This is a genomic window from Qipengyuania algicola (genome assembly GCF_042492175.1).
Taxonomy (GTDB): Bacteria; Pseudomonadota; Alphaproteobacteria; order Sphingomonadales; family Sphingomonadaceae; genus CAJXSN01.
Genome location: NZ_CP170453.1, coordinates 1,509,467 through 1,522,844, shown reverse-complemented (window position 1 = coordinate 1,522,844; position 13,378 = coordinate 1,509,467). Strand labels below are relative to the sequence as shown.

Here is a 13,378-nt window from a genome sequence, read left to right as displayed (position 1 = left end):
TGGAGAGATGAGCGATGGCACGGCTGGACGGCAAGAAGGCAGTAATTCTGGGCGCAGCGAGCGAGGGCAATATGGGCCAGGTGATGGCCCGTCTGTTCGCCAGCGAAGGTGCCACGGTGATGGTCGCAGGACGGCACGAGGAGCCGTTGGCCGCGCTCGCCAGCGAAATTGGCGGGCACTATGCGCTGTGCGATATTACTGACAAAGCCCAGGTGCGCGCGATGGCCGACAAGGCGGTGGCCGATATGGGCCGGGTCGATGCAGCGATCAATTGCTCCGGCTGGGGTCTGCTGGAATCCTTCGTCGATACGACCGAAGAACAGCTCGACCAGATCGTTGATCTGCAGTTCAAGGGCGTCCACCATTTCCTGCAGGCGTTTATCGAAAAGATGATGGAGCAGGACCCGCAGGGCGGATCGCTGATCAGCCTGTCCTCTGCCACGACCAAGGCACTGATCAACAATCACGCCGCCTATATCGGCACCAAGCGCGGATCGGAGGCGCTGATTGAATGTGTCGCAAATGATTACGGGAAGTACGGAATCAAGGCGAACACCGTCTCCCCCGCCTTCACCGAAAGCCCGATGACGGCGCAGAGCTTCCAGACGCCGGGTATCGTCGACGCGTTCACCCCGCGCTATCCGCTCGGCCGACTGAACACATCGGAAGATGTCGCCAATGCCTGTCTGTGGCTGTGCACCGACGAAGCCTTCCTGACGGGCCAGAACATCCAGCCCAACGGCGGCCTGACCCTGCGCGGCAATCCGCAGGCAACGGATCTTGAGGCCTCTGTCGGCGCGGCGATGGCCAAGCTGGCCGAGAGCTGATCCGGTGCCGCGCCCTTCCGGTATCGGCATTGTCGACCTGATGATGGAATTGCCCACCGGCAAAGCGGGCATGGGCATGGGCGAGGCAAAGAAGCTTCTGCGCGACAGCGGCTCCGATGAATTCTCTCACCACCCGGCGCAGTATCTTTTCAAGGATGCGGGCGAGCGGATGGGGGAGCAGAGGACCGCCGACGAAATTGTCGCAATGATGGACGCCCACGGGGTTCAATGCGCCCTGATCCATGTGCATCCCAAATATCCCGAGGCCGCGTTGGCCTTGTTCGAGGCCTACCCCACCCGCTTCATCGGCGAGGTCGGGGTCAATCCGCTGCTGGGCATGAAAGGCGTGCGGGCACTGGAAGCCACAGTGAAGTTGCATCCCAATATCGTGGCTGCGGCAGGGGCGGCCTGCTTGCTTAATCCGCAAGTCCCGCTGGATGATGCGCGGTGGTATCCGATCTATGCCAAATGCGCAGAGCTAGGCATTCCGATCAATCTGCTGGTCGGCGTGCCTGGCCCGCGCGTGCCCTACAAATGCCAGCATCCCGGATTGCTGGACGAGGTGGCGTATTTCTTCCCCGAGCTCAGCATTGTTATGCGCCATGGCGGCGATCCATGGACCGATCTGTGCGTGAAGCTACTGCTGAAATGGCCCAACCTGTATTACTCGACCAGCGCGTGGGCGCCCAAGCATTACCCCCGCAATGTGCTCGAGTTCGCCAACAAGCGCGGGCGGGACAAGGTGCTGTTTGCCGGATACTACCCGGGGATCAGCTACGAACGGATTTTCAGCGAGATGGACGACCTGCCGCTCGACGATACGACTTGGCCGGCCTTCTTGAGTGAGAACGCGCGCCGAGTTTACAAGCTGGACAGCATTCTAGACGGGTAGCCCCTAGTACTGGCCGCTAATATTGGGCCGTCCCGCCATCCACGCTCAGCGTCGCGCCGGTAATTCCTGCGCCTTCTTTTGACGCGAGCAGCAGCGCCATCGCGGCGATTTCCTCGACCGTGTTGGGCCGCTTGATCGCTGCTTCTTGAGCAAATGTATTGATCATTTCCTCGAACTCCATGCCCATCGCCTTGGCGGTTTCGGGGCCGTTGTTCTTGATGATATCGGTAATCACCAGGCCGGGACAGATCGCGTTGACGGTTACGCCCTGCACGCCAACCTCGCGCGCGAGTGATTTGGTCATCCCGTTCACCGCGTGCTTCGCGGCGGAGTACGCGGTCAGGATGGGCTTGCCATGCTTGCCCTCCATCGAACTGATATTGATGATCCGGCCATCGGATTTATCCAGCATTGTCGGCAGAGCGCGGCGGCTGGCCCAGAATGTGGAATAGACATTCCACTTCATCGTCTCGTCAAACGTCTCGTCCGACAGGTTCTGGAACGGCTGCAGATCACCCGCGCCGCCCGCATTATTGACCAGAATGTCCAGCGTGCCATGCGCTGCGATAGCCCCGTCGACGAAACCCTCGACATCGGCCTGCTGCATGACATCGCCAGCAATGAATACCGCCTTGCCTGCGCCGTACTCCGCCTCCAGCTCCGCGACGACTTTCGCGCCTTTTTCGGGATTGCGCGCCATCAGCGCGACCTTGGCACCCTCGGCCAGAAACGCCTCCGCGATGCCGCGTCCCAGACCTGCTGTGCCGCCGGTGATCGCTGCTACTTTGCCTTCAAGTTTCATCGCGCATTCTCCTTGTTGGCAATCGGCCTAGCGGGCCAAGCGCGGGCCTGCACCTTGCCAAATTGATGGGTTGCCGCTGGCCCATCATTCCCGCGATGTGTTCGCCATGGAAAATGTAGATGTAATCGTCCTCGGTGCCGGGCCTGCGGGCATGACGGCAGCCCTCGCCGCGCATGAGAGCGGGGCGTCGGTCGCTTTGCTGGAGCGTGACGAGAGGGTGGGCGGCACGGGTGCTGTCTCTGGCGGCGTGATCTGGGTGGCGGACAATCCCCGGATGCGCGCCGCGGGTATGGCGGACAGCCGGGAGGAGGCGCTGGCCTATTTCCGCAGTCTGGATCACGGCGATCTGGTGGACGAGACGCTGGAAGCCTTCGTCGACCGGGGGCCGGAAGCATTGGCGTTTCTGGAAGATATCGGCGCGATGAAAGTCGCGCTGCTGGAAGGCTATCCCGACTATTATCTCGACCGGCCCGGCGCCAAGCCGGAGGGCGGCCGCGCGCTTGACCATGACCTGTTTGCACTGGGCGAATTGGGCGAATGGGCCGGGCGCATCACCGCGATCGAAGACATGAAACCGATGATGCTGCGCGAAACCCCGCTGGGCGGCGGGACGGGCGTTGTGGAGCCGGAAGAAATGGGTCGCCGCATCGCCAATCAGGAACGCGGGTTTGGTCAGGCCATGGTGGGCCGGATGCTGAAGGCGTGTCTGGATCGCGGGATCGAGCCACGGACCGGCTGCGAAGTCGCGCGCCTGCTGGAAGAGGACGGGCGGATCACCGGCGTGGTGCTGGACGATGGCACCGAGATACGCGCGGCGCGCGGCGTTGTGCTCTCCACGGGCGGGTTTGAATGGGACAAAGAGATGCGCCAGACTTTCCTGCGTGGGCCGATGGATGCACCTGCCTCTCCGCCATCCGCCGCCGGCACAGGCCATGCGCTGGCAATGGCCGCCGGGGCAAAGCTGGGCAATATGACCCAGGCCTGGTGGGCGCCCACCCTCGCCCCGCCCGGCCGCGAATGGGCCGAGGGACAGCAGCGCGCCGAACCGGTGCTGATCGAGCGCACCTGCCCGCATTCTCTGATGGTCAACCGCGCTGGCAAACGCTTCTGCAACGAGGCCGCGAATTACTCGGCGCTTGCGGGAGCCTTCCATGCATTCGATCCGCAGAGCTATGATTACCAGAACCTGCCCGCATGGCTGGTGTTCGATGCGCAATATGTGGAGCGCTATCCGATCGGCACACGGATGCCGAACGAGCCGATTCCAGACTGGGTGCTGCGCGCCGACACGCTCGGTGGACTGGCAGAGAAGCTGGACATTGATGGCCCCGCGCTGGAAGCCACTGTCGCTCGCTTCAACGACCACGCCCGCGCTGGCCACGATCCCGACTTCGAACGCGGGACCAGCGCCTACGACCATTTCTACGGCGACCGCAGCCGCGAGGGCAAAGCCGTGACGCTCGGCCCGGTGGAGCAAGGCCCGTTCTACGCCGTCGAAATCCACATGGGGCTGCTCGGCACCAATGGCGGCCCGCGCACCGACGGGTCGGCCCGCATTCTGCGCCACGATGGCGAGCCTATTCCCGGCCTCTATGGCGCAGGCAACGCCATCGCTTGCCCCACAGGCGGAATTTACGCAGGTGCTGGCGGTACGCTTGGCCCGGCGCTGACATTTGGCGTAATCGCCGGGCAGGCAGCGGCCCAGCGGGACAATTTGTGAAAGCTGATCTCGTCATTGCGAGCGTAGCGAAGCAATCCATGGCCTAAACGCCGCGTCACAATTGGGCAGGCCCAATCGGGTGTAAGGCCGCCCCTTGGATTGCCGCGTCGCCTGCGGCTCCTCGCAATGACGAAGAGGGTGAACTACCCCTTCTTCGGCTCAAACTCGATATGCAGCTCTTTCAGGCTGCGCAGCAGGAAATGCGGGTGGTAGGTGAAGTCGTTCTTCCCGTCCGCGAACCACATATCCTCGAAACGGTCGACCACGGCGGTGAAGCCCCAGGTCAATTCCCGCCGCGCCAACGGTGCACCAAGGCAGTGATGCACGCCTGAGCCGAAGCCCATATGACTGCCCGCCTTGGGCCTTTCGAGATCGATCTTCTCCGGGCATTCGAACTGCCGCTCGTCGCGATTGGCAGCGGCATAACGGACGTTGATGACAGAGCCAGCCGGAATGGTCTCGCCCGCCAGCTCCACGTCCTCATGGGTGAAGCGCATCAGCGATTGCACGGGGCTTTCCAGTCGGACGACCTCCTCGACGAAGGTTTTCATGTAGCGGTCGGGATCGGATTTCAGCTGCTGCCAGATATCCTTGTTCTCGATCAACAGCTTCATGCCCGCAGCCAGCGCATTGGTGGTCGTCTCCGACCCGCCCACGAAAGTATCCGCCATCATCTCGGCATGCAGTTCGTTGTCGTTCAGCGGACGTCCCCATTCCTCGATGACGGTGTTGACCAGCACGCTGATCAGGCTGTCATCGGGGTTTTTGCGCAAGCGTTCGAAGATCGGCTGAAAGTAATGCTGCGCCTCGATCTCGCGGTCGATCATCTCCATGTGCCGGTCTTCGGGTAGCATCATCGAAATGCGGTGGAAGAAGGCATCGGTCCAGCCCTTGATCCGCCACATATCCTGCCGCTTCGCGCCCATCTGCTCACCGATAATGAACAGCGGCAGGGGAATGCAGAACTGCTTGACCCAGTCGCAATGGCCATCGCCCACGAATTCGTCGATCAGCTGATAGGCAAGCCCTTCGACTTGCGGATCGATCTCCTTGATCTTGGACGGTTTGAACGCCTGATTGAACATCGCGCGCATCTGTTTGTGGTTCGGATCGTCCCGCGCGGCGAGAGCCGGAGCCGGCACCCAGCCTTTCTCCGAAAAGCGCTGCGTGATCTTGTTCCCCCGTTCAACGTCGATCGGGGAATTGCGGGTGCTCTGGTCCATCGCCGTGCTGCGGAACCGCACCGGGTCCATCAGCACTTCGCGGACATCGTCATAGCGGCTGACGACAAACATCGGCGTGCCGGGAATCCGATAGATCGGAGCCTCATCCCGCAGCGTCTTGTAAGCCTCGTAGGGGCATTGCTGCACCTGCGGATCGAACAGATTGATCTGCGGCGCGGCGGTGTCGTTCTCAGTCTTCGTCGCCATTATCGCACCTCGATTTTCTCTTCGCCCCACGGCGCTATGGCTTCGGCTTTCTGGAACGCCTCGGGCAATTCCTCGACCATCTTCCAGGTCGCAGCCAATCGCCCAAAGCCGACAAAGAAGGCGACTGTCATACCCAGCTCGACAATCTGTGCCTCGGTGAAATGCTGCCGGAGATCGTCGTAAACCGCATCGTCGATGGCAAGGTGGTCGCTCGCCATCAATTCTCCGTACCGGATCGCTGCCTTCTCGGAAGGCGTCAGGTTTGCCGCCTCTTGCGGTTGTTCCAGCGAGCACACCAACGTCTCGTCGACCCCGTCGGCCACGGCATCGGAATAGCGGATCGCCATGCAGCTGCGGCACTGGTTGAAGAACGCGACGCGCAAGCGCACCAGCTCCACCAGCCTGTCCGGCAGCGAGCGGTTCATCTTCAACGCGCCGCCGAACTGCATCAATCCCAGCGCCTGCTCCGGACAATGCGCGAAATAGCGCGTCAGGCCCTGCTCCAGATCGGTCAGCTGGTCGGGCTGGACCGCTGCGGCAATCCGAGGGTCCCATTCCTCGGGCGGCAACTTCTCGATGCGGCTCATGCTGTCAGGCCCTCCCAAAAACGCGCGTGGTCATAAGGGCAAGGCTGCGGGGATAGTGCACCGGCGGCAATTGGCAGATTCGATAGAGCGCGCGGCAAAGCGTGGCCCTGCCTGCCGCGAGGAGAGGCGATGGAAAGCCAGCACACAGGCAATACAGTCAGCTGCCCGCGATCGGCGCAGGATGTCGACCTGTTCGCCCCTGGCGCGCCCGAGCACTGGTACGATGCCTACGCTATCCTGCATGATGAAGCGCCGGTTCTTCGCCTACCGGGTGAAGGTCTGACGCCCGACCGCGATGCCTTCATCCTGACGCGTCACGCCGACATTTCCCGCGTCGTGAAGGACTGGACGCGTTTTCCCCCGACGCTCGACCTGCTGATTGCGCAGATCCAGCAATCGGGGAAATTGCCAACTGCCATGCCCGACCTCGATGCCATGGTACAGTCGATGGTGACGCTGCGCCCGACGCAGGAGCTGTGGCGCGCGCATCGCAAGGAGCTGACCGATCCATGGGTCGGCCCCGGCGCATCGCGGCATCAGGCGATGATCGAAAGGCATGTTGATGATTTGCTCGCCGAATGTCTGGCGAAGGCGCAAGCCGGCGAGACGGTCGACTTCGTCGCCGACTTCGCTCGCCCCCTGCCCCAACGGACAATGGCCAGCGTGTTGGGCTTTCCGCTGGAAGACATCCCCCGGCTGGAAATCTGGGGCAATGCGCAGGTCATGTCTTACGTGCATGGCTGCGGGCACAACAACCGCCTGACGCCGGAACAGACGGCGGAGAAATTCCGCCTGCTCGATGGCATGTCCGACTATGTCCGCGAGAAAGTGCGCGAAAAACGCGCGCGCCCTGCCGACGACATGATCAGCTTCCTGACGCAGGTTCATTACGAGGCGCTGGACCGCACCCTGACCGACGACGAAATCAACGGCGTGGTCTATGCCATGGTCATCGGCGGGCTGGAGACGACGCAATATGCGATTTGCGAGCAGGCCCGGCTGGTCTGCGCGCATGACGAATTGTTCGACCGGCTGAAAGGCGATCGAGCGCTCATCCGCCCGTTCATGGAGGAAGGAATGCGGCTCCGCAGTCCGACGCAGGGCCTGTCCACGCGCGTGACCTCGCAGGACGAGGAATTCGTAGGCGTCGCCGTGCCAGCCGGATCGACGCTGCATCTGCGGTATGGCGCAGCCAATGTGGACCCGCAGGAATTCGACAACCCGCGCACCCTCGATCTGGAGCGCAAGGCCGTGACCCGACATCTCGCCTTCTCAGCCGGACCGCGCGTGTGCCCCGGCGCGGGCCTGTCGCGGCTGGAGCAGACAATTGCCTGGAACCGCCTGTGCGATCGTCTGGACGCCATCGAAGCCGTGCCCGGCCACACCGTTCGCCACCAGCCAGGTATTATGCTCGGCGCGCTGGATTTGCCGCTCAACCTGACCCCATCCCAAGGAGCCTGAACGATGACGACCCTGCTCACCCATATCTGGATCAAGCCCGGCAAGGAGGAAAAGTGGGAAGGCATCCTCAAAACCATGGTCTCCGCCACGCATAAACACGAGGAAGGCGTGGTCCGCTATGAATACTGGAAGGGGCAGGAACCCAATTTCTGGTATTGCCTGCTGTCCTTCCGCGACAAGGAAGCGTTCTACCACCACCAGATGAGCGAGCACCACGAAACGCAGGATTTTGGCGACGTAATTGCCGATATCAAACTGGAGTATATCGATCCTGTAGAAGGCGGGGGCAGCGGTCTCGCGCGCACCGAGGATCCGCCACTCCCCGATGACGCTACGGGCGACCAGCGCACCGCGCAGGAGCGCTACCCGATCAGCATTGCCGACTGGTGGAAAGGCCGCGCATGACCCGGGACCCCGAAATACAGGCGCTGCTCGACAAGCAGGCCATCACCGAAGTCGTCGCGCGCTATGCCCGCACGCTCGACTGGATCGACGACGAGGGACAGGCAAGCTGCTACTGGCCCGATGCCGCCATCGATTACGGCTTCTTTAAAGGACGCGCGGACGAGTTTCTGCCGGTGGTGATGCAGACGGAACGCAACTCCGACCGGCGCTGGCACATGCTCGGCGGCCTCATCATCAAGCTGAATTCCGAAACAAGCGCGAGCAGCGAGTGCTATGGCATTTTTGCAGGCGCTTCGGTGCAGGAGGATGAAACGCTGGCAGGCAATATGTTCGGCGGCCGTTATCTCGACGAATGGGAGAAACGAGAAAGCGATGGCGGGATGGAATGGCGGGTTTCGGCGCGGACCTATATCCTCGACTGGCAACACAGGTTGACCGACCAGCCGGGTTTTACACCCAATCCCGATTTCCCGCTACCGACATTGCAAATCGCCGATAGCGGCCATCCGTTTTACCGCCCGATGTGACGGCTCAACCGTTGTCGGTCACATCTTCCACGGGCGGGTCAATGTAGTCGCGGTAGTAGATCATCTCCCCGCCGCGCACCTTGTAGATGCCTACCCCGCCGCGGTCGCCATCGGGCGAATGCATGGTCCAGCGCGCCCATGCCGTGTGCTCGTCGCCGCAGATTTCATCGACGGTGAAGCTGATTTTGCGCTCCCCCATTTCGGCGACCATGGTGGTCATGAAACCCAGGATCGCCTTGCGCCCCTCATAGCGGCCCCAGGTCGGGTCCTCCAGCACGGCATCCTCGGCGAATAGCGGGGCGAGCTTGGTGTAGTCGCCCTCGTCCTGAATGCGCCAGAACCGCTCTATTATTGTGTGTGCCTCTCCCGGCATATTCCTCTCCCCTTATTGCTCTGCGTCAGCCCAGTTCCCTGATTATTTGCGTTCCGTCCCAGCCGTCCGCTGCGCCTGCGACCATGCCGTAAAAGCCGGTGAGCAATTCCGACGGCTCGTAAAGTTCGATCATATGGCCCAGCGTGGCGGTGGCATCGGCGAAGGCGAAGCGCGCGCCGCTGGTGGTTTCGGACAGCTGCGCCAGAGCCATGCCCTCCGCCTCTAACCGGGCAATTGCGCGGTCCAGATCGTCTACGAACAGCGCCGTATGGTGCAGGCCGTAACGCCCGCTGCCGACAGGATAGAGATCATGGCATGCGCTGGGATCATCGCCGTGCTGCTGGACAAATTCGAGCATCACGTCGCCCCATTGCCCGTAAGCGGAGGAATGATCGAAGGTCTGGTCGACACCGCGATGCACGCTGCTGGACAGCGGCACATGGCGGGCAATGAAATACGGCCCGGAGCCGAAGGTCTCGCTATGCGCCCTCGCAGCCGTTTCGATGTCGGGCACGAAATAAGCCAGCTGGCGCGGCGGCAAGTCGGGGCGATTTGCCAAGCTCAGTTAACCGCCCGGTCCTTGCCCTTCCAATAGGGTTCGCGCAGTTCGCGGCGCAGCACCTTGCCGCTGGGATTGCGCGGCAAGGCGTCGATAAAGTCCACCGATTTGGGGCATTTGTAGCCAGCAATATGCTCCCGCGCATGGGCGATAATGTCCGCCTCGGACTGCTCCGCGCCCTCTTTCAGCACCACGCAGGCCTTCACCGCCTCGCCCCATTTGTCATCCGGCACACCAATCACCGCGACATCCTCCACCGCCGGATTGGAATAGACCGCGTTCTCCACCTCGGCGGGGTAGATATTCTCTCCGCCGGAGATGATCATGTCCTTCATCCGGTCGTGAATGTAGAGATACCCGTCTGCATCCATATAGCCCGCATCACCCGTCAGCAGCCAGCCATCGGCATCAATGGTGGAGGCGGTGGCGTCCGGATTGTTCCAGTACCGGCTCATATTCTTGCTCGACCGTGTGGCGATTTCCCCAACCGTATCGGGCGGCAGCGTATTGCCATCCTCATCGACAATCTTCAGCTCCACGCCGGGCAAGGCGGTGCCGACAGAGCGCATTTTCGGGCTGCCCTCGGGCACGTGATCTTCCGGGTCCAGTGCAACGATCGTGCCGCTGGTCTCGGTCATGCCGTACATCTGGACGAACCCGCAGCCGAACCGGTCCATCGCCGCTTTCATCAGTTCCAGCGGAATGGGCGACGCGCCGTAGGTGATGATCTTCAGCTGAGAGAAATCCACTTCGCTCACACGCGGATGATTGAGCATGATCTGGATCGCGGCAGGGACCATGAAGATTTTCGAGATGTTGTAATTCTCGATCAGATCGAGCGCCTTGGTCGGATCATATTCGGGCAGCACGATAGAGGTCGTGCCCGCAACCAGTGTGCCCAGCCCCGTCCCTGTACCGCTGATATGGAAACACGGCATCGCCAGCAGGGTCGCATCGCCCTCGACCGGCTCCTGCCATGGGCGTAGCTCTTCGGCTTCACCCGTGCTGTCACGCGAGGACAGGATGGAGCCATGCGTCATCACCGCACCCTTTGGCCGCCCCGTGGTGCCAGACGTGTAGAGCTGCAACAGATCGTCATCGGCGGTCAGCTTCAAGTCGCTGTCATCGGCGGGGAAGCCATCACGCCATGTCCGGTAATCTATCGGAGCCTCATCGGGCGCATCGATGGCAATGACGGTTTCGATCCGCTTGTTCTCGGCCCGCACACGGTCGATCACTTCGCCAAAGCCTTCGCCGACAAACACCACGCGCGCTTCGCAATTGTCGAGGATGTAGGACACTTCCGGCCCCGCCAGCCGCCAGTTGACCGGCGTCATCACCGCGCCGATCTTGGCCGCGCCCAGCAGCACTTCGAAATAGAGCGGATGGTTCTTGCCGATGAAGCTGATCCGCTCACCCGCTTTGACGCCGAGCGATTTCAGGCCATTGGCCGCACGCCGTGCGCCCTGCTCCAGATCGGCAAAGCTGATGGTCTCCTCGCCATAGGTGAAAGCTGCCACATCCGGCGTTTCGCGCGCATGGGCCCGAACAACATCGGGTATCGTTTCCGGCTCGGCCATCGGCGCCATTGGTTTCTCCATCGCTCTTTCATTGAAATGTCTAGGCGCGCGGCGCAGCGCGGCCATTGGCAAAAACCATAGTGCCCGCCAGAGACGGGATGGCGCAGACAGGTCCGCGAGGAGGAAGGCAGACTATGAGCGACATTCCGGACGGCTATTCACCCGCCAATTTCGCCATTGGCTTCCTCGATGTGGCGGGGCCGTATTACCTCAAGGAAGTGGAGAAAGACGGGCATACCTTCACCCGTGTCGGCCTGCGCGTGGGGGACAGCCATATCAATTACGTGAAGCTGGCCCATGGCGGCGTGCTGACGACATTGGCGGATGTGGCCTTGTCTTATCAGGTGCACGCCAGCGAGATGCCGCGGCTGAATGTGGTGACCAATTCGCTGACAACCAACTTCCTGAGCGGCGCCAAGCTGGGCGACTGGCTGGAGGCCGACGCACGGATTGACCGAATGGGCGGACGGATCGCCTATACCAGCGGCACCATCCGCTGCGGGGAAGAAGTTCTGATGACAATGAGCGGGGTGTTCACGATCCTGCGGCCGAAACCGGAGGGTTAGTCATCCGCGCCAGTGCGCCGCTGCCGGTGTCGAAGGATCGCTGTCATCGTGCTGGCCGCACGCCTCTCCCGGCAGATTGGTCAGCGAGGCCTCGCCGATATCGCGAAACTCGCGCCAGTCATAAACGCCGGTGCGCTGCGCGATCCGCCACTCGCCTGCACGCTTCTCGAACCGGTCGATATAACGGCCCGCAATCACTGCGGCGTATTCCTCATCGCGTGCCGGAAAGACATCGGTGAGCGGATAGCCGGGCGGAATGATATGCATGGCAGACATGTAGGTTTCGGTGTGGACGACGCCGTCCGCCATCTGGCCGAAGAGCACCTGCCCCAGATGGTGGTGCGTGTGGGTGCAATCGTCGATTACTCCGCGCGCCTGCTCCACAAAGCTGCGCCAGTCCCCCACCAGCGGCCCGAAGGCAAAGGTCGCATCCTCGTGAAATAGCCCGGGCATGATGTCCCAGCGCCGCCGGTCGATAGCATGGCAATAGGCCGCAATAATGTCGCGGATAGCCTCGCGATCTTCAATCGAAGGGTTCATTTTTCAAGCTCCACCAATACCTTGCCGACATTCCCGCCGGTGAACAGCTTGGCATAGGCATCCAGCGTGTTCTCCAGCCCCGGTGTCACGTCAAAGGGCAGCGACAGTTTCCCTTGCGCCACCCAGCCCTTTAAGCGCTGCGTCAATTCCGGCCCATTGGCCATGAAATCGGGCGAGAAGAAGCCTTCGACCCGCAGACGTTTCATCAGAATCTGATCGAAATTGGCCGGTCCGCCGCGCGCCGGGTCGGTGTATTCAGCGATCAGACCGCACACTGCAACCCGCCCGTACAAGGCCATATTGTCCAGCACCGCCTCCAGAATCGCGCCGCCGACATTGTCGAAATAGACGTCAATCCCGCCTTCGATTGATGCCAGCTTGCCGGAAAGATCATCGCTGCGGTAGTCAAACGCGTCCACCACGCCATACTGATCTTTCAACAGCGCGCATTTTTCCGGGCCACCTGCAATCCCGTAAGCTTCCGCTCCCAGAATCTGCGCGATCTGGCACGCCAGCAGCCCGGTCGAACCCGCCGCGGCTGACACCAGAACGTTCTCGCCGGGCTTGGCCGCACCGGTTGTCTCCACGCCCCACAGCGCAGTCCAGCCGTTCATGCCGAGCGGCCCCAGATGATCGCGCATATCGCCCACATCGCGGTCCAGCACCATAGCGCCAGACATAACTGCATCGACGCAGGAGAAGTCGGCCCACGTGCCGAATGCGCGGACCCAGTCGCCTTCCTGAAAACCCTCGGCACGGCATTCCAGCACCGGACCCATCACCAGCCCGCTCATCGGGACGCCCAGCTCCAGCGGCGGCTGATAGCCATCGGTGCGTTCGGTCATCCACATCCGGGTTCCGGCATCCATGGAAAGATAGCGCGTGTCGATGACGATCTCGCCATCGCCGCAGGGGCCAAAATCGTGCTCGACCAGATTAAGCGCGGAGGCGAAGTCATTGCCCTGAGGCCGCGCATCGAGACGCCAATAGCGGGTCTTCATAGTCCCTCCCAAACTCCCGTGTCTTATGCGGGCCTCGCTACCACGAAGTGGGGTGGCGGGCCCGCTATCTAATCTGTCCAGCGCCCTGCACGCACGCTTGTCGTAGGG

15 protein-coding genes are annotated in these 13,378 nt (G+C 61.9%); 7 read left to right on the top strand and 8 right to left on the bottom strand.

Annotated elements, in window-relative coordinates:
• Nucleotides 1-14: 14 nt before the first annotated feature.
• Nucleotides 15-827 (top strand): SDR family NAD(P)-dependent oxidoreductase, encoded by an 813-nt coding sequence (locus ACFCW2_RS07305; protein ID WP_379545281.1) that lies wholly within the window; start codon nucleotides 15-17, stop codon nucleotides 825-827.
• A gap of 4 nt (nucleotides 828-831) precedes the next feature.
• Complete coding sequence (locus ACFCW2_RS07300) at nucleotides 832-1,719, top strand: amidohydrolase family protein (protein WP_379545279.1); 888 nt, start codon at nucleotides 832-834, stop codon at nucleotides 1,717-1,719.
• Between the two features lie 16 nt (nucleotides 1,720-1,735).
• On the opposite strand, the gene ACFCW2_RS07295 is transcribed toward ACFCW2_RS07300, so the two are convergent.
• Nucleotides 1,736-2,521, bottom strand: coding sequence for an SDR family NAD(P)-dependent oxidoreductase (locus tag ACFCW2_RS07295; RefSeq protein ID WP_379545278.1), 786 nt, complete (start codon nucleotides 2,519-2,521; stop codon nucleotides 1,736-1,738).
• A 106-nt stretch (nucleotides 2,522-2,627) separates the two neighbouring features.
• Between ACFCW2_RS07295 and ACFCW2_RS07290 the strand changes: the two genes are divergently transcribed.
• Nucleotides 2,628-4,241: an FAD-dependent oxidoreductase gene (locus ACFCW2_RS07290; RefSeq protein ID WP_379545277.1), complete on the top strand. Its 1,614-nt coding sequence runs from the start codon at nucleotides 2,628-2,630 to the stop codon at nucleotides 4,239-4,241.
• Between the two features lie 143 nt (nucleotides 4,242-4,384).
• On the opposite strand, the gene ACFCW2_RS07285 is transcribed toward ACFCW2_RS07290, so the two are convergent.
• Nucleotides 4,385-5,671, bottom strand: coding sequence for a cytochrome P450 (locus tag ACFCW2_RS07285; protein ID WP_379545276.1), 1,287 nt, complete (start codon nucleotides 5,669-5,671; stop codon nucleotides 4,385-4,387).
• Nucleotides 5,671-6,258 carry a carboxymuconolactone decarboxylase family protein gene (locus ACFCW2_RS07280; RefSeq protein WP_379545274.1) on the bottom strand — a complete coding sequence of 196 codons (588 nt, stop codon included), beginning with the start codon at nucleotides 6,256-6,258 and terminating at the stop codon, nucleotides 5,671-5,673. The genes ACFCW2_RS07285 and ACFCW2_RS07280 overlap by 1 nt, the downstream gene beginning before the upstream one ends.
• Nucleotides 6,259-6,387: 129 nt before the next feature.
• Between ACFCW2_RS07280 and ACFCW2_RS07275 the strand changes: the two genes are divergently transcribed.
• The 3 genes from ACFCW2_RS07275 to ACFCW2_RS07265 are packed head-to-tail and all read left to right on the top strand — an operon-like array spanning nucleotide 6,388 to nucleotide 8,651.
• Complete coding sequence (locus tag ACFCW2_RS07275) at nucleotides 6,388-7,719, top strand: cytochrome P450 (protein WP_379545273.1); 1,332 nt, start codon at nucleotides 6,388-6,390, stop codon at nucleotides 7,717-7,719.
• Between the two features lie 3 nt (nucleotides 7,720-7,722).
• Nucleotides 7,723-8,124, top strand: a complete 402-nt coding sequence (locus tag ACFCW2_RS07270) for a putative quinol monooxygenase (protein ID WP_379545272.1) — start codon at nucleotides 7,723-7,725, stop codon at nucleotides 8,122-8,124.
• Nucleotides 8,121-8,651: a nuclear transport factor 2 family protein gene (locus ACFCW2_RS07265; RefSeq protein WP_379545271.1), complete on the top strand. Its 531-nt coding sequence runs from the start codon at nucleotides 8,121-8,123 to the stop codon at nucleotides 8,649-8,651. The genes ACFCW2_RS07270 and ACFCW2_RS07265 overlap by 4 nt, the downstream gene beginning before the upstream one ends.
• A 4-nt stretch (nucleotides 8,652-8,655) precedes the next feature.
• Here the strand turns inward: ACFCW2_RS07265 and ACFCW2_RS07260 are convergent, their stop codons facing one another.
• From ACFCW2_RS07260 to ACFCW2_RS07250, 3 genes are read right to left on the bottom strand one after another with little or no spacing between them, the layout of a single operon-like run.
• On the bottom strand, nucleotides 8,656-9,024 hold the full coding sequence (locus tag ACFCW2_RS07260; RefSeq protein ID WP_379545269.1) for a nuclear transport factor 2 family protein: 369 nt from the start codon (nucleotides 9,022-9,024) through the stop codon (nucleotides 8,656-8,658).
• A 25-nt stretch (nucleotides 9,025-9,049) separates the two neighbouring features.
• Nucleotides 9,050-9,583, bottom strand: a complete 534-nt coding sequence (locus tag ACFCW2_RS07255; protein ID WP_379545268.1) for a VOC family protein — start codon at nucleotides 9,581-9,583, stop codon at nucleotides 9,050-9,052.
• A 2-nt stretch (nucleotides 9,584-9,585) separates the two neighbouring features.
• Entirely contained in the window at nucleotides 9,586-11,184 is a 1,599-nt protein-coding gene (locus tag ACFCW2_RS07250; protein WP_379545266.1) for a fatty acid--CoA ligase, read from the bottom strand.
• Nucleotides 11,185-11,297: 113 nt separating this feature from the next.
• On the opposite strand from ACFCW2_RS07250, the gene ACFCW2_RS07245 reads away from it, so the two are divergent.
• Nucleotides 11,298-11,729 carry a PaaI family thioesterase gene (locus tag ACFCW2_RS07245; protein WP_379545265.1) on the top strand — a complete coding sequence of 144 codons (432 nt, stop codon included), beginning with the start codon at nucleotides 11,298-11,300 and terminating at the stop codon, nucleotides 11,727-11,729.
• On the opposite strand, the gene ACFCW2_RS07240 is transcribed toward ACFCW2_RS07245, so the two are convergent.
• Both ACFCW2_RS07240 and ACFCW2_RS07235 read right to left on the bottom strand, forming a co-directional pair.
• Complete coding sequence (locus ACFCW2_RS07240) at nucleotides 11,730-12,269, bottom strand: nuclear transport factor 2 family protein (RefSeq protein WP_379545263.1); 540 nt, start codon at nucleotides 12,267-12,269, stop codon at nucleotides 11,730-11,732.
• Nucleotides 12,266-13,270 carry an NADP-dependent oxidoreductase gene (locus ACFCW2_RS07235; RefSeq protein ID WP_379545262.1) on the bottom strand — a complete coding sequence of 335 codons (1,005 nt, stop codon included), beginning with the start codon at nucleotides 13,268-13,270 and terminating at the stop codon, nucleotides 12,266-12,268. The genes ACFCW2_RS07240 and ACFCW2_RS07235 overlap by 4 nt, the downstream gene beginning before the upstream one ends.
• Between the last annotated feature and the right edge of the window lie 108 nt (nucleotides 13,271-13,378).

Excerpts from the sequence above, each read along its gene's own strand:
- ACFCW2_RS07285 (WP_379545276.1), bottom strand. The coding sequence starts at position 5,671 with ATGGCGACGAAGACTGAGAACGACACCGCCGCGCCGCAGATCAATCTG.
- ACFCW2_RS07295 (WP_379545278.1), bottom strand. The coding sequence starts at position 2,521 with ATGAAACTTGAAGGCAAAGTAGCAGCGATCACCGGCGGCACAGCAGGT.
- ACFCW2_RS07305 (WP_379545281.1), top strand. The coding sequence starts at position 15 with ATGGCACGGCTGGACGGCAAGAAGGCAGTAATTCTGGGCGCAGCGAGC.
- ACFCW2_RS07260 (WP_379545269.1), bottom strand. The coding sequence starts at position 9,024 with ATGCCGGGAGAGGCACACACAATAATAGAGCGGTTCTGGCGCATTCAG.
- ACFCW2_RS07280 (WP_379545274.1), bottom strand. The coding sequence starts at position 6,258 with ATGAGCCGCATCGAGAAGTTGCCGCCCGAGGAATGGGACCCTCGGATT.
- ACFCW2_RS07270 (WP_379545272.1), top strand. The coding sequence starts at position 7,723 with ATGACGACCCTGCTCACCCATATCTGGATCAAGCCCGGCAAGGAGGAA.
- ACFCW2_RS07250 (WP_379545266.1), bottom strand. The coding sequence starts at position 11,184 with ATGGAGAAACCAATGGCGCCGATGGCCGAGCCGGAAACGATACCCGAT.
- ACFCW2_RS07265 (WP_379545271.1), top strand. The coding sequence starts at position 8,121 with ATGACCCGGGACCCCGAAATACAGGCGCTGCTCGACAAGCAGGCCATC.
- ACFCW2_RS07275 (WP_379545273.1), top strand. The coding sequence starts at position 6,388 with ATGGAAAGCCAGCACACAGGCAATACAGTCAGCTGCCCGCGATCGGCG.
- ACFCW2_RS07235 (WP_379545262.1), bottom strand. The coding sequence starts at position 13,270 with ATGAAGACCCGCTATTGGCGTCTCGATGCGCGGCCTCAGGGCAATGAC.
- ACFCW2_RS07240 (WP_379545263.1), bottom strand. The coding sequence starts at position 12,269 with ATGAACCCTTCGATTGAAGATCGCGAGGCTATCCGCGACATTATTGCG.
- ACFCW2_RS07245 (WP_379545265.1), top strand. The coding sequence starts at position 11,298 with ATGAGCGACATTCCGGACGGCTATTCACCCGCCAATTTCGCCATTGGC.
- ACFCW2_RS07290 (WP_379545277.1), top strand. The coding sequence starts at position 2,628 with ATGGAAAATGTAGATGTAATCGTCCTCGGTGCCGGGCCTGCGGGCATG.